Below are 13443 nucleotides of genomic sequence, written 5' to 3'. Positions count from 1 at the left end.
GCCATACGCGTGCGGACACCACGCCCAGATTGAGTGTGAGGATGTTCCATGGCCCAATACGCTGCCAACGAAATCGAAAACTTGCCCGATAGCCCAGTAGCCCGTGAGGATTTGGGCGCGGGCGGTATTCCCCGGGGCGCCGGCGCACGCTCTCCGCTGTTCTGGAAGGTTCTGCTCCTTTCGGTGGCGGTCATCTGGGGCTACTCCTTTACCACTATGAAGGACGCACTCGGCACCATTCCGGTGTTCGCGCTGCTCTATGTACGTTTTCTGCCCGCAGCGTTGGTCATGTTTGCCGTCTTCCACAAGCGCATCATCGCGCACCTCAACGCTCGCAACCTGATCGTTGGCCTGAGTATGGGCGTGCTCATGTGGGCGGCCTATGCGTTGCAGACGGTCGGTCTGGCACATACTACGGCGGGCAAGAATGCTTTTTTGACGGGCACGTATTGCATCCTTGTGCCGTTCGCGAGCTATTTCCTGAGCGGCGAAAAGCTCACGCGCTACAACTTGGGTGCCGCGCTGCTGTGCCTAGCGGGCATTGGCCTCGTCGCACTCGATAGCGTTGAATTCAACATTGGTGACGTCATTACGCTGGCGGGTGCGGCCTTTTTCGCCATCCAGATGGCGGTGACTGCCAAGTACGGTCGCAAAATGGACATCAACGTCATCACGTTTTGGATGTTTGTGGGCAACGGCGTGCTGAGCCTGGCAACGTCGCTGCTATTCGAGACCCAAGCGCCTCTGTCCGTGTGGACGCCGAGCTTTATCAGTTCGATGGCGTTTCTCTCGGTGGGCTGCACATGCGCGGCTCTGCTCATCCAAAACGTCGGCCTGGCGCATGTCCCGGCCTCGACGGGCTCGCTGCTCCTTTCGATGGAGTCGCCTTCGGGTGTGCTGTTCTCGGTGCTGCTGATGGGGGAGGCGCTCACCTCGCGCCTGCTCGCCGGCTTCGCGCTCATCTTCCTGTCGATTATCTTGAGCGAGACTCACTTCGATTTTTTGCGTCGAAAGCCGCGCCCGCAATTGTAAACAACTTGTTGCGCCGCCCTCCCGGGGCGGCATTTTTTATGCCTCGCCCTTAAAGTAGTACCTTGCACTTTACGATATCAAAGTGCTTGCTGCAAAAACGATACTGGAGGGCATCTATGGCACCAGCTTTGTCCGATCTTCAACCGCAATCAGCGCCCAAGGCCACCGCAGCGGCGCAGGCCGCTATCGGTGACGGTCTTGTTGCAGAAGCTCAGGCTTTTGCAGACGAGCTCGCTGCGTGGCGACACGATCTCCACCAGATGCCCGAGCTGGGTAATAGCCTCCCACAGACCTCTGCGTATATCCAAGCGCGCCTGACCGAGATGGACATCCCATTTGCCACGCTCGTTGATGGTTCCTGCGTTGTGGGCCTTGTCGGCGCCGGTGCCGCCGCGGCCCAAGACAATGGCGTCTGCACGAATGAGCAGGCCGGTACGGTCATCATGCTTCGTGGCGACATGGACGCCCTGCCCGTTGCCGAGGAATCCGGCGAGCCCTTTGCATCCACCAACGGCTGCATGCACGCTTGCGGTCACGATATGCACGCGACGGCGCTGCTTGGTGCGGCTCGTTTGCTCAAAGCGCGCGAGACTGAGCTTGTTGATGCCAACGCCACGGTTAAGCTGCTGTTTCAGCCGGGCGAGGAAACCTTTGAGGGTGCCCGCGCCGCCATCGCCGACGGTCTGCTGCAGAACCCGCGCCCTCAGGTCGCCTTTGCCATGCATGTCAATAGCCAGTCGCCGCTTGGCCTGGTGCTTTACGGCAGTCCGGCGCTCTCGGGCGTGTACGGTTTCCGCATCACGCTGCAGGGCAAGGGCGGTCATGGCTCGAGCCCCGAGATCTGCATCGACCCCATTACGGCGGGTGTGCACGTGCATCTGGCACTTCAGGAGCTTATCGCTCGCGAAGTGCCGGCGGCCAAGGAGGTCGCGCTTACCGTTGGCAAGTTCGCCGGCGGTCAGGCCGCAAATGTCATCCCTGATACTTGTGTGCTCGAGGGAACGCTGCGTGGCTTCGATGTCGAGCTCATGGAGCACCTCAAGGCCCGCATCGTGGAGGTCGTCAAAGGCGTTGCCACGACCTATCGTACGCCGGCGACTATCGAGACGCTCTCGGATGTTCCCCCGCTCGTACTCGATGACGATATGACGCAGGCGTCGCTTGGCTACGTGGGCGCGGTGCTGCCCAAGTCCGCCTTCCTGCCGCTGTTCCACGCCATGGCGAGCGAGGACTTCGCGTTGATCTCGAGCGAGATCCCGAGTGCGTACTTTACCGTGGGCGCTGCCGTGACTGATACGGACGAGCATTTTGCTCAGCATCATCCCAAGGCACGTTTTAGCGATGCCGAGCTTCCCCTTGGCGCCGCGGTTTATGCCGCCGTCGCTTTGGGCTATATCGCTGACCACAAGGAGTAATCCATAGCCCAGCAGCATAAATTCTTCTCCGGTTGGCTCGTCGTGGCCTCCGGCTTTGTCATCATGGCCACGGTCGTTATCGCCAAGATTTCGCTCGGCGCGATCTATGACCGTTTTGGCCTGCGCTTTGGCAATATCCTTGGCTCCGTTGCGTGCATTATCGCCTGCGTGGCGTTGTGCTTCCCGACGACGGACCTCGGTACCATCGTGGCCGCGGTGAGCTTTGGTATCGGAACGTGCATGGGCACCATCACGCCTACCATCGCCGCGTCCAAGCAGTTTGGCATGGCCGACCTCGGCAAGGTCACGGCACTATTACCTCGCTCGAGATGGTCGGCGGCACCGTGGGCGCCATTGTCTCGGGCGTGCTGTTCGATGTCACGGGCTCCTTTGCGAGCACCTGGATTGTGTGCCTGGCGTGCTCCGTGGTCATGCTTGTGTTCCTGCTAGCATCCGAGCCTATCGCCGCCAAGTTGCGCGCGAGCGTGGCGGGGGAGTAGATAGGCCAAAGCGCATTGCCGCTTGTCCGCTTCGTCCGTGGCTACCGCGGCGGCGCATCTGGCCGAACGAGCCCCCATACCCTCGTTCGGTCAGATGCGCCGCCGCTGTATGTGTTTGTGCCGTATAATGACCGTTACCTATGACGCGATACAAAAGAAAGGTGTTTGCCCATGCAGGCACAGAAGGCGGAGGGAACCCGCGACCTTATCGGCGCCGAGATGCGCGCCTGGCAAAAGATGCAGCAGATTGCGGCCGGCGTGTTCGAGCCGTTTGGTTTTAAGCCCATCGAGACGCCCGCCATCGAGCAGGTGGACGTGTTTGTCCACGGTATCGGCCAGTCGACCGACGTCGTGCGCAAGGAGATGTTCCGCGTGTTTAGCGGCGCCAACCTGGAGCGCGTCTTTACCGAAGGCACCGACACCAAGCTTAAGCCCAAGCAGCGCCTGGCCCTTCGTCCCGAGGGCACGGCCGGTGTGGTGCGCGCCGTCGTGGAGAACAACCTGGTGCCCCAGGGCTCCACGCCGTTTAAGGCTTATTACGCCGAGGCCATGTTCCGTGGCGAGCGTCCCCAGAAGGGTCGCCTGCGCCAGTTCCACCAGGTGGGCATCGAGTGGCTCGGCGCTCCCGATCCGGCGGCAGACGCCGAGTGCATCATCATGCTCATGGAGTTCTACAAGCGCCTGGGCTTCGACCTTTCCAAGCTCCGTCTGCTTATTAACTCGATGGGCGATGCGCAGTGCCGTCCGGCATACCGCGAGCAGGTCAAGCAGTTTATCCTCGATCACGCCGACGAGATGTGCGACGAGTGCCGCGAGCGCGCCGAGCTCAATCCGCTGCGCGCCTTCGACTGCAAGAACGACCATTGCTGCGAGATCATGGCCGACGCCCCGCTGATGGGCGACAACCTGTGTGACGAGTGCCGCGAGCACTACGAGCAGGTCAAGCGCTATCTGGATGCCGCCGGTATCGAGTATGTCGAGGATCCCACCCTGGTGCGCGGCCTGGACTACTACACCCGTACTGTCTTTGAGGTCGAGGCTCCCGGTGCCGGTGTCGGCTCCATCGGTGGCGGCGGTCGCTATGACGGCTTGGTCGAGCTCGAGGGTGGTAAGCCCACGGCCGGCGTCGGCTTCGCCGTCGGTTTTGAGCGCGCCCTGCTGGCCCTTCAGGCATTTGGTAACGACTTGGGTGCCGAGGAGGCCCCGTGCGTCTACGTCGCCAATGCCGGCAAGGAGCTGCGTCAGAACGTCTTTGCCATCACGCAGGAGCTTCGCGCCGCAGGCATCGTGACCGAGGCCGACTACCAGGGTCGTTCGCTCAAGGCCCAGTTTAAGCAGGCCGACAAGGTGGGCGCCAAGCTCATTTTGGTCTTGGGCGGCGACGAGCTTGCCGCCGGCAAGGTCAAGGTGCGCGACATGGAGAGCCATGACGAGGTTCTCGTCGATTTGACCAACGTGGTCGAGGCGGTTCGCGAGCGCCTGTAGCGCATCTTTTTGAGCTGCGGGCCTGCTAACGTGCCCTGCTCATGGAGAGCGATTGTTACGGGGGTGTTTCGCATTTATGCGGAATGCCCCCGTTTGCATATGCCGTCCACCGAGAAATACGACCATTTGGGGCAAAAAGCCTTGCAATGCAGAAAATACTTTTGTGTGGTAAAGCGCAATCAGCGTCGAAAGTTTTTGCCGAGTGCCTATAATAAATACCGCATGTTACGTGCATAGAAGGAGGAATGGGAGGAAACGTGGCTGAGAACCTAAGCAACCAGTCTGTACCCGAAGCCGCGGCGCGCGTCGCTGCCGTGGTCAACCGCCTCGTTAACCGAATCGGCTCGAATGCCGAATCCAAGGAGCGTCTCGCCGAGATCGAGATCCCCGAGGAGCTGCGCGACAATCTGGCGCTGTTCTTGCGCCTGGAGCGCCGTGTGCTTAGCGAGTATGATCCCGAGATCGCGGACCTGTTCGACAAGATTTTGACAGCCGAGATTGTGGCCAATGCCGGCAACCCCGGTAGCCGTGCTGCCGACGAGTCCGTCGACGAGCAGGGCGTGCCCACTGCCGACGAGCCCACCGCCGTGGCGTTTCGCGAGGTTGTCGATATGATCGACAGCCTGCCGCTCGATAAACAGCAGGTTATCGTCCGCGCCTTTACGAGCTTCTTCCATCTGGCAAACCTGTCGGAGGAGAATTACCGTGTGGCGCAGCTGCGCGAGCGCGAGGCCGGCGCATCGACCGATACCGAGGTCGATCCTGCCAACGAACTCACCGTCGCCTATCACCAGTTGGTAAACGAGATGGGTGTCGAGGGCGCCAACGAGCTGCTCGGCAAGCTCGAGTTCCACCCTGTCTTTACCGCACATCCCACCGAGGCCCGTCGTAAGGCCGTCGAGGGCAAGATTCGCCGTATCTCCAACCTGCTGGAGGAGCGTCCGCGTCTGGGCGGTTCCGACCTGGTGGAGAACGAGCGCCATATGCTGCAGGAGATCGACGCCCTGGTGCGTACGAGCCCCATCGCGCTCAAGAAACCCACGCCGGTCGAGGAAGCCGATACCATCATCGACATCTTCGATAACACGCTGTTCGACGTTATTCCCGTCATCTATCGTCGTTTTGATGACTGGGTGCTGGGCGATAAGGCCGGCACCGTGCCGCCGCTGTGCCCGGCGTTCTTCCACCCCGGCAGCTGGATCGGTTCCGACCGCGACGGTAACCCCAACGTCACCGCCAAGGTGAGCCGCGAGGTCGCTGCCAAGTATTTCACCCATATGGTGCTCAAGCTCGAGGACAAGTGCCGCCGCATCGGCCGCAACCTCACGCTCGAGGCCACCTACAGCAAGCCGTCTGCCGAGCTCATCAACCTGTGGAACCATCAGGTCGAGATGAGCACTCAGTACACCGCACGTGCTGAACTAATCTCCGAGCACGAGCCGCATCGCGCCGTCATGCTCGTCATGGCCGACCGACTCAACGCCACCGTGCGTCGCATCACCGACACCATGTACCACAGCGCCGATGAGTTCCTGGAGGACCTGCGCGTCGTCCAGCGCTCGCTGGCCGCCTGCGGTGCCGTCCGTGCTGCCTACGGCCCGGTCCAGACCATCATCTGGCAGGTCGAGTCCTTCGGCTTCCACATGGTCGAGATGGAGTTCCGTCAGCACTCCGTGGTGCACGCCCGCGCCCTCAAGGATATCCACGAGAACGGTATCCATGGTGATCTGCAGCCCATGACGCGCGAGGTCATCGATACCTTCCGCGCTATCGGCTCCATCCAAAAGCGTTACGGCAAGAAGATGGCGCACCGCTACATCATCTCGTTCACCAAGAGCGCCCAGCATGTGGCCGACGTCTTTGAGCTTGCCCACCTGTCCTTTGCGCATGAGGAGGATGTCCCCGAGCTCGACGTGATCCCGCTGTTCGAGCAGCTCGAGGACCTCGAGGGCTGCGTCGACGTGCTCGACCAGATGCTTACGCTGCCCGTGGTGCAAAAGCGCCTTGCCCAGACCAACCGTCGCATGGAGGTCATGCTGGGCTATTCCGACTCCTCCAAGGATGCCGGTCCTACCACGGCTATGCTCGCGCTGCACTCCGCACAGGAGCGTATTGCCAAGTGGGCCGAGAAGAACGATATCGATCTGGTGCTCATGCACGGTCGCGGCGGTGCCGTGGGCCGTGGTGGCGGCCCGGCCAACAAGGCCGTGCTGGCGCAGCCCAAGGGTTCGGTCAACTGCTTCTTTAAGCTCACCGAGCAGGGCGAGGTCATCTTTGCCCGTTACGGTAACCGCACGCTGGCTCAGCGCCATGTTGAGTCCGTTGCCGCTGCAACGCTTTTGCAGTCGGCCCCGAGCGTCGAGAAGACCAACACCGAGACCACGCAGAAGTTCTGGGATATGGCCGAGAAGCTCAACGCTGCAAGCCACGAGCGCTATCTGGATCTGCTGAACACCGAGGACTTTACACCGTGGTTCTCGACCGTGACGCCGCTGACCGAGGTCGGTCTGCTGCCGATCGGCTCGCGCCCGGCCAAGCGCGGTCTGGGTGCCAAGTCGCTCGACGACCTGCGTACCATTCCGTGGATTTTCAGCTGGAGCCAGGCTCGCATTAACCTGGCCGCTTGGTACGGTCTGGGTACCGCCTGCGAGCAGCTGGGCGATCTTGACCAGCTCAAGGCTGCCTACCAGGAGTGGCCGTTCTTCCGCACGTTCATCGACAACATCGAGATGTCGATCGCTAAGACCGACCAGCGCATCGCCAAGATGTATCTGCACCTGGGCGATCGCCAGGATCTGTCCAAGAAGGTCTTCACCGAGATGCAGCTCACGCGTAAGTGGGTCCTTGCCATCGTCGGTGACGAGTGGCCGCTACAGCGCCGTCGCGTGCTTGGCTGCGCCGTTCGCGTGCGTAACCCCTATGTCGACGCCCTGTCCATCGCTCAGGTCCGCGCCCTTCGCGAGGTGCGTATGAACCAGGACGAGATGGCCGAGGAGAAGAAGGCCGAGTACATGAGCCTGATTCTTTCGACTGTGACCGGCGTCTCGGCAGGATTGCAGAACACGGGGTAATCGATAACCCTGTAGTCGTCCGGGTCCGCCATCAGTTTACTTTTAGGCACGTCCTCGGACATGCAAGAAGCCCTCGCTGCGCACTTCGTGCGGCGAGGGCTTCTTGCGTCCTGCGGAGTGTGCCTAAAAGTAAACTGATGGGGCCCTACGATGTCCGGTCTTCGGCGGATTACTGCTGGGGAAAAGATAGCGCGCTTCGCGCGTTTTGGATGGGGTCTGTCTCGGCGGCGCGTTTGGCGCTTCTCGCCTTGCGACTGTAGCGCCCGCGGTCCTCATTGGGACCACGGCCGTTTTGTTATGGGTCAAATATGAACGTTGTGTTAATGAGTCGGTGGACGGTGGTGTTTTTCGGTGAGCGGCGTATCCTTCCAACGGTTTGACTAGTGTGTCAGTTGAAAGGAAGAGGGCGCTCGTCAATGTTTGAATGTGAACTACCGTTTGACCACAAGACGTTGCATCTGGAGCTCGAGGACAAGAACTTCGCGGGTGTGATGGAAGGTCATCAAAACGAGTTTAAGACTACAAAATCGCAGGAAGAGCTGGTAGAGGAGTCGCTTGCCAACCCTTATGGCTCGCCTTCGCTCGAGGAGCTTTGTGCTGGCAAAAAGGATATCGTAATTATCAGCTCTGACCATACGCGTCCCGTTCCTTCGCGTGTGACGATGCCTATTCTGCTGCATCACATTCATGCCGCTGCGCCCGAGGCCCGTGTGCGTATTTTGGTTGCTACGGGTATGCACCGTCCGTCGACGCACGAGGAGCTCGTCAATAAGTATGGCGAGGACATCGTTGCCAACGAGGAAATCGTTATGCATGTCGCGACCGACGACAGCATGATGAAAAAGATCGGCACCCTGCCTTCTGGTGGCGAGTGCATCATCAACAAGATTGCGGCCGATTGCGATCTGCTGCTTGCCGAGGGCTTTATTGAGCCGCACTTCTTTGCCGGTTTCTCTGGTAGCCGCAAGTCCGTCCTGCCTGGCATCGCCAGCTACAAGACCATCATGTACAACCACAACGGTCAGTTTGTGAACGATTCCCACTCGCGTGCCGGCAACCTGTGCCACAACCACGTGAGCGAGGACATGTTTGCCGCCGCCGAGATGGCTCACCTTGCCTTTGTGCTCAACGTGGTGCTCAACGGCAAGCACGAGGTCATTGGCTCCTTTGCCGGCGACATCCACAAGGCGCACGAGGCTGGCTGCGAGTTCGTGAAGAGCCTTGCCGGCGTTGAGCCCGTCGAGTGCGAGATCGCCATTACCACTAACGGCGGCTACCCCCTCGATCAGAACATCTATCAGGCTGTGAAGGGCATGTGCGCTGCCGAGGCCACGCTTCCCGAGGGCGGCGTGATCATCGACGTCGCCGGTTGTGCCGACGGTCACGGCGGCGAGGGCTTCTATCACAACATCGCCGACAACGATCCGGCAGAGTTTGAGCGCGCCTGTATCGATCGTCCTAAGGACGAGACCCTGCCCGATCAGTGGACGAGCCAGATCTTTGCCCGCATCCTGGCGCATCACCCCGTGATCATGGTCACCGACCTGTGCGATCACCAGATGCTCAAGGATATGCACATGACGCCGGTCAACACCCTCGAGGAGGCGCTCAAGCTCGCCTTTGAGATGAAGGGTGCCGACGCCAAGGTCGCCGTCATCCCCGATGGCCTGGGTGTTGTCGTCGCGCAGCACTAGTGCGCGGCTTAAACGAATCGTTTATAACCGACAAGAAAGATAAGGTTTTATGCTTACCAAACTCCTCTGCGAATTCGGCGCGACGGCCCTCATGATCGTCTTTGGCGTGGGCGTGCACTGCGATACCGTGCTCAAAGGCACCAAGTATCAGGGCTCCGGCCATATGTTTGCCATCACCACCTGGTCTTTTGGCATCTCGGTCTGCCTGTTTGTCTTTGGCGGCGCCGTGTGCATGAACCCCGCTATGGTGCTTGCCCAGTGCATCGTCGGTCTGGTGCCGTGGGGCAACTGCATCCCCTTCATGCTTGCCGATATGCTCGGCGGCTTTGTGGGTGCCGTGATCGCTTGGTTTATGTATGCCGATGAGTTCAAGGCTTCCGAGGGTGTCGTCGATCCCATTGCCCAGCGCAACATCTTCTCGACCAACCCCACCACCGAGGGTACGAACTATGCCCGCAACTTCTTCTGCGAGGCAATCTGCACCTTTGTGTTCATTAGCGCCATCCTTGCTGCTGCTAGCCGTGCTGGTGAGGACGTTTTGATGCTCGCCATCTGCGTCGGCCTGATTGTCTGGGCCGTTGGCATGGGCATGGGCGGCATCACCGGCTTCGCTATGAACCAGGCACGTGACCTTGGTCCCCGCCTTGCTTATCAGGTGCTGCCGATTAAGAACAAGGCTGACAACAACTGGAAGTATGGTCTGCTTGTTCCTGGCATCGCGCCGTTTGTCGGTGCTATTGTCGCCGCGCTGTTTGTGCACGGTTTCTTGGGCATGTTCTAGTCGAAGGACGGCTCTATAAGGTTCGGGCTCGGCAAGGGTTTACTTTCCAACGCGTCCTCGGACATGCAAAAAGGCTCGCTGCGCACTTTGTGCGGCGAGCCTTTTTGCGTCCTGCGGAATGCGTTGGAAAGTAAACCCTTGCCGAGCCCTGGGCATTCTTGGCTGTGTTCGAACAAGCAACCCAACATATATATCTGAATTTGGATGTGAGGGGCGCTTTGTTTTTGGGTGCCCTTACAAGAAAGCGTGACTTGGGGATGGGATGGGCACTTTGCTTTTTAGTGCCCTGAGATGGGGGCGAGACTTTGGAATGAGAGGCTAACTTAGGTGAAGAGGGGCTGTATGGCTGATAGGTAGTCTTTGGCTACGTCGGCTTTGTCTGCTTGGAAGTTGTGCCAGGCCCACCATTGGACCATTCCTACGAAGCTTGAGGCTATGTGGTGTAGTAGGAAACTGCGGTCCATGGTGCCGGCGGGGCCTGCGGGGTCGACGGGGACGGTTTCGGCTGCGCGCGACATGATGGTCTTGCGGAGACAGTCGGCGAAGACGCGTGAGCCGGCGCCGGCTACGAGGGCTCGAACGCCCTGGCGGCGTTCCCAGAGATTGTTGAGGATATGCTCGACCTGCACGAGTGGGTCGTCGAGCGGTGTGCCATCGTCGTCAAGAGCGTGGGTGCAGATGTCGCTCACGAGTTCGGACAGTAGGTCGTCTTTGCTCTTAAAGAGACCGTAGAATGTCGCGCGGCCTACGTGAGCGCGAGCGATGATGTCGCCGACGGTGATCTTGCCGTAATCTTCCTCGCGCAGGAGCTCGGAGAACGCCGCAACGATGGCGGCGCGGCTTTTTGCCTTGCGGGCATCCATGGCTATGCGTCCGCGTGAACGAGCAGGCAGCGGAGCGTGCCGGAGCAACCCTCGTAGGGGCGTTTGCCGGCGCCGTAGCCGACAGCTTCGATGCGGTAGCGTGAGGGCAGTTGGTCGGACGTACGCAGGGCGGTGACGATGGCGGCGCCTGTGGGCGTTACGAGCTCGCCAGCGACCGGTGCAGGCGTGAGAGCGATATTGCCCGCCTGGCACAGGTTGACGACAGCGGGGACGGGAATGGGCATGAGGCCGTGTGCACAGCGGATGGTTCCGTGGCCCTCGGAGAGCGACTCGACCACGATGTCCTCAATGCCCAGGTCATCGAGGCAGATGGCGACAGAGCAGACGTCGACGATGGAGTCGATGGCGCCCACCTCGTGGAACATGACGGTCTCGGGCGTTTTGCCGTGAGCCTTGGCCTCGGCAGCGGCGAGTGCGGTAAAGATGGCGAGGGCGCGACGCTTGGCGCCATCGCTTAGCTGCGAGCCATCGATAATGGCGGTGACGTCCGCCAAAGACCGGTGGTGATGGTGGTGGGCGTGATGATGCCCCTCGTGGCCATGGCCGTGGATCTCATGGTCATGGTCGTGTGTGTGCTCGTGCTCATGCTCGTCATGGTCATGATGATGGTGGTGCTCATGCTCATGCATATGCTCGACAGCTGCTTCGTTGCCGTAGAGCCAGGCCATATCGTGGTCGTGGTTCTCGAGCTCCTCTGCCAGCTGAACGTCAAAGTCGCAGGCGTCGATGCCGTGCTTGTTTACGCGCGTGACGGCGATCGAAAAGCCATCGACCGGCAGCGTGGCGAGCTGTTCGCGCAGCTGCTCCTCACTGGCATCCAGGTCGAGCAGGGCCGCAACGGTCATATCGCCGCTGATGCCCGAGGTGCCGTCGATGATAAGCGTGTGCTGATGGTTGGACATGGGATGCTCCTTAGCGGGCGCAGGGCGTGCCGGCGCTCAGATGATTGATAAGACTTGCCTGGTAGGCGGCACCAAAGCCGTTGTCGATATTGACGACCGAGACGCCGCTGGCGCAGGAGTTGAGCATGGCGAGCAGCGCGGCCACGCCACCAAAGTTCGCGCCGTAGCCCACGCTGGTGGGAACGGCGATGACCGGGCAACTCACCAGGCCGCCGATGACGCTCGCCAGGGCGCCTTCCATGCCGGCGATGGCGATGACCACCTGCGCCTGGGCAAGTTCCTCGGCATGCGCAAGCAGGCGGTGCAGCCCGGCGACGCCCACGTCGTAAAGGCGATCGACTTCGTTGCCATAGAACTCGGCCGTCAACGCGGCTTCCTCGGCGACGGGCAGGTCGCTCGTGCCGGCGCAGGCGACAACGATGCGTCCGTTGCCGGTAGGGGAGGGCTTGCCGCCCACGAGGGCGAGCTGCGCGTCCGGGACATATCCCAGGTCGATGCCGTTGCCGAGAAGCTCCGAGGTGCGGGCGGCCTTTTTGGCGTCCAGGCGCGTGACCAGGATGCGCTCCTGGCCGGCATCGCGCAGCGCTTTGATAATGGCGGCAATCTGATCGGCGGTTTTACCGGCACCGTAGACAACCTCGCCGGCTCCCTGGCGCACCCCGCGCGAAAGATCGAGCTGCGCAAAGCCCAAATCGGCGGTCGGAGCCGTCTGGATGCGCGTGAGGGCGACGGCCGGGGTGACTGCCCCGCCGGCAACATCGCTCAGTAACTGCTCAAGATCTCGCTTATCCATATATGTTCCCTTCGACGGCGCAAAGTCTAGCACTCAAAGGGTATGTTTCCGAACATTAAGACAAAATTGTTCGGAAACTATAGGACAGACTGATTCAATTGTTAGACGGATCGACTAGTCACGCAGGATGATGTCCATGGCGAGCATCAGATTGCGCTCGTCGATGGCAAACGGGGCGGCCTCGCGCGTCTTGGGCTTGGCACAAAACGCGATGCCCGTGCCCGCGGCCTGAATCATGGGGATGTCGTTGGCACCGTCGCCGATCGCGACGGTGTGGGCCATGTCGACGCCGCACTCAACTGCCCAGTCCAGCAGCTGGATGAGCTTGGACTCCTTGGTCACAATGTCGGCAGCCAACTTACCGGTGAGCTTGCCGCCTACGACCTCCAGACGGTTGGCCAGGCAAAAGTCGATTCCCGCGGCGGCCACGATCTTGTCGGCAACCTCGTGGAAGCCGCCACTTACGACGCCGACCTTCCAGCCCTTGCTGTGCGCCGAGCGCACAAGCTCCAGCGCGCCGGGGGTAAACGTCACGCGCTCAAAGGTGCGCTCGAACACGCTCTCGTCCAAGCCGGCAAGCAGCCCCACGCGCTCCTCGAGCGCTTGCTTAAAGTCAAGCTCGCCGCGCATGGCGCGCTCGGTGATCTGCGCCACTTGCTTGCCCACGCCGGCTTCCTCGCCCAACAGGTCGATGACCTCCTGGTTGATGAGCGTGGAGTCGATATCCATAACGATGAGGCGTGCAGTCATGGCGGGCCTTTCCAAGTGCAGTTGTATTGGGGCACATTGTCGCACGTGACGAGCGCGGGCGGGTGTCACGGCGCGTCAATTGTTTCGTCTCCGTCAAGTCTTTGGGCAGGAGCCACTTTTTCGCGGCACATCGACG

11 protein-coding genes are annotated in these 13443 nt (G+C 60.7%); 7 read left to right on the top strand and 4 right to left on the bottom strand.

Annotation, left to right across the window (positions count from 1 at the left end):
• The first annotated feature begins 48 nt into the window (after positions 1–48).
• The 7 genes from DXC99_RS00915 to larD all read left to right on the top strand — a co-directional run bounded on the left by DXC99_RS00915 (position 49) and on the right by larD (position 9978).
• A complete protein-coding gene (locus DXC99_RS00915; RefSeq protein ID WP_117628969.1) occupies positions 49–1032 on the top strand; it encodes a DMT family transporter in 984 nt (327 codons plus the stop codon).
• A gap of 116 nt (positions 1033–1148) precedes the next feature.
• Positions 1149–2447 carry a M20 family metallopeptidase gene (locus tag DXC99_RS00910; protein WP_117628968.1) on the top strand — a complete coding sequence of 433 codons (1299 nt, stop codon included), beginning with the start codon at positions 1149–1151 and terminating at the stop codon, positions 2445–2447.
• Positions 2448–2599: 152 nt separating this feature from the next.
• Positions 2600–2947, top strand: a complete 348-nt coding sequence (locus DXC99_RS10255) for a major facilitator superfamily domain-containing protein 7 (protein WP_147329316.1) — start codon at positions 2600–2602, stop codon at positions 2945–2947.
• Positions 2948–3118: 171 nt separating this feature from the next.
• Entirely contained in the window at positions 3119–4432 is a 1314-nt protein-coding gene (gene hisS, locus DXC99_RS00905; protein ID WP_117628967.1) for a histidine--tRNA ligase, read from the top strand.
• A 257-nt stretch (positions 4433–4689) separates the two neighbouring features.
• Entirely contained in the window at positions 4690–7503 is a 2814-nt protein-coding gene (locus tag DXC99_RS00900; RefSeq protein ID WP_369831442.1) for a phosphoenolpyruvate carboxylase, read from the top strand.
• 416 nt (positions 7504–7919) lie between these two features.
• The gene (larA, locus tag DXC99_RS00895) at positions 7920–9197 is read left to right on the top strand and encodes a nickel-dependent lactate racemase (RefSeq protein ID WP_117583385.1); all 1278 of its coding nucleotides are present in this window, start codon (positions 7920–7922) and stop codon (positions 9195–9197) included.
• 49 nt (positions 9198–9246) lie between these two features.
• Positions 9247–9978, top strand: a complete 732-nt coding sequence (gene larD, locus DXC99_RS00890; protein ID WP_117583384.1) for a D/L-lactic acid transporter LarD — start codon at positions 9247–9249, stop codon at positions 9976–9978.
• A 323-nt stretch (positions 9979–10301) separates the two neighbouring features.
• Here the strand turns inward: larD and DXC99_RS00885 are convergent, their stop codons facing one another.
• From DXC99_RS00885 to serB, 4 genes are all read right to left on the bottom strand, one after another.
• On the bottom strand, positions 10302–10841 hold the full coding sequence (locus DXC99_RS00885; RefSeq protein WP_117628965.1) for a TetR/AcrR family transcriptional regulator: 540 nt from the start codon (positions 10839–10841) through the stop codon (positions 10302–10304).
• Between the two features lie 2 nt (positions 10842–10843).
• Positions 10844–11764: a LarC family nickel insertion protein gene (locus DXC99_RS00880; RefSeq protein ID WP_117583382.1), complete on the bottom strand. Its 921-nt coding sequence runs from the start codon at positions 11762–11764 to the stop codon at positions 10844–10846.
• 10 nt (positions 11765–11774) lie between these two features.
• On the bottom strand, positions 11775–12557 hold the full coding sequence (gene larB / locus DXC99_RS00875; RefSeq protein ID WP_117583381.1) for a nickel pincer cofactor biosynthesis protein LarB: 783 nt from the start codon (positions 12555–12557) through the stop codon (positions 11775–11777).
• Positions 12558–12671: 114 nt separating this feature from the next.
• Positions 12672–13307: a phosphoserine phosphatase SerB gene (serB, locus tag DXC99_RS00870; RefSeq protein ID WP_117583380.1), complete on the bottom strand. Its 636-nt coding sequence runs from the start codon at positions 13305–13307 to the stop codon at positions 12672–12674.
• Positions 13308–13443 lie beyond the last annotated feature (136 nt).

The sequence above is a fragment of the Collinsella sp. TF10-11AT genome (assembly GCF_003437565.1).
Taxonomy (GTDB): domain Bacteria; phylum Actinomycetota; class Coriobacteriia; order Coriobacteriales; family Coriobacteriaceae; genus Collinsella.
The sequence above is the reverse complement of the archived record's forward strand: the minus strand, read 5'-3'. Positions and strand labels throughout refer to the sequence as shown.

What these genes read in the sequence shown, in the direction of transcription:
- DXC99_RS00915 (WP_117628969.1), top strand. Translation starts at nt 49, where the DNA reads ATGGCCCAATACGCTGCCAACGAAATCGAAAACTTGCCCGATAGCCCA.
- DXC99_RS00910 (WP_117628968.1), top strand. Translation starts at nt 1,149, where the DNA reads ATGGCACCAGCTTTGTCCGATCTTCAACCGCAATCAGCGCCCAAGGCC.
- hisS (WP_117628967.1), top strand. Translation starts at nt 3,119, where the DNA reads ATGCAGGCACAGAAGGCGGAGGGAACCCGCGACCTTATCGGCGCCGAG.
- larA (WP_117583385.1), top strand. Translation starts at nt 7,920, where the DNA reads ATGTTTGAATGTGAACTACCGTTTGACCACAAGACGTTGCATCTGGAG.
- larD (WP_117583384.1), top strand. Translation starts at nt 9,247, where the DNA reads ATGCTTACCAAACTCCTCTGCGAATTCGGCGCGACGGCCCTCATGATC.
- DXC99_RS00885 (WP_117628965.1), bottom strand. Translation starts at nt 10,841, where the DNA reads ATGGATGCCCGCAAGGCAAAAAGCCGCGCCGCCATCGTTGCGGCGTTC.
- DXC99_RS00880 (WP_117583382.1), bottom strand. Translation starts at nt 11,764, where the DNA reads ATGTCCAACCATCAGCACACGCTTATCATCGACGGCACCTCGGGCATC.
- larB (WP_117583381.1), bottom strand. Translation starts at nt 12,557, where the DNA reads ATGGATAAGCGAGATCTTGAGCAGTTACTGAGCGATGTTGCCGGCGGG.
- serB (WP_117583380.1), bottom strand. Translation starts at nt 13,307, where the DNA reads ATGACTGCACGCCTCATCGTTATGGATATCGACTCCACGCTCATCAAC.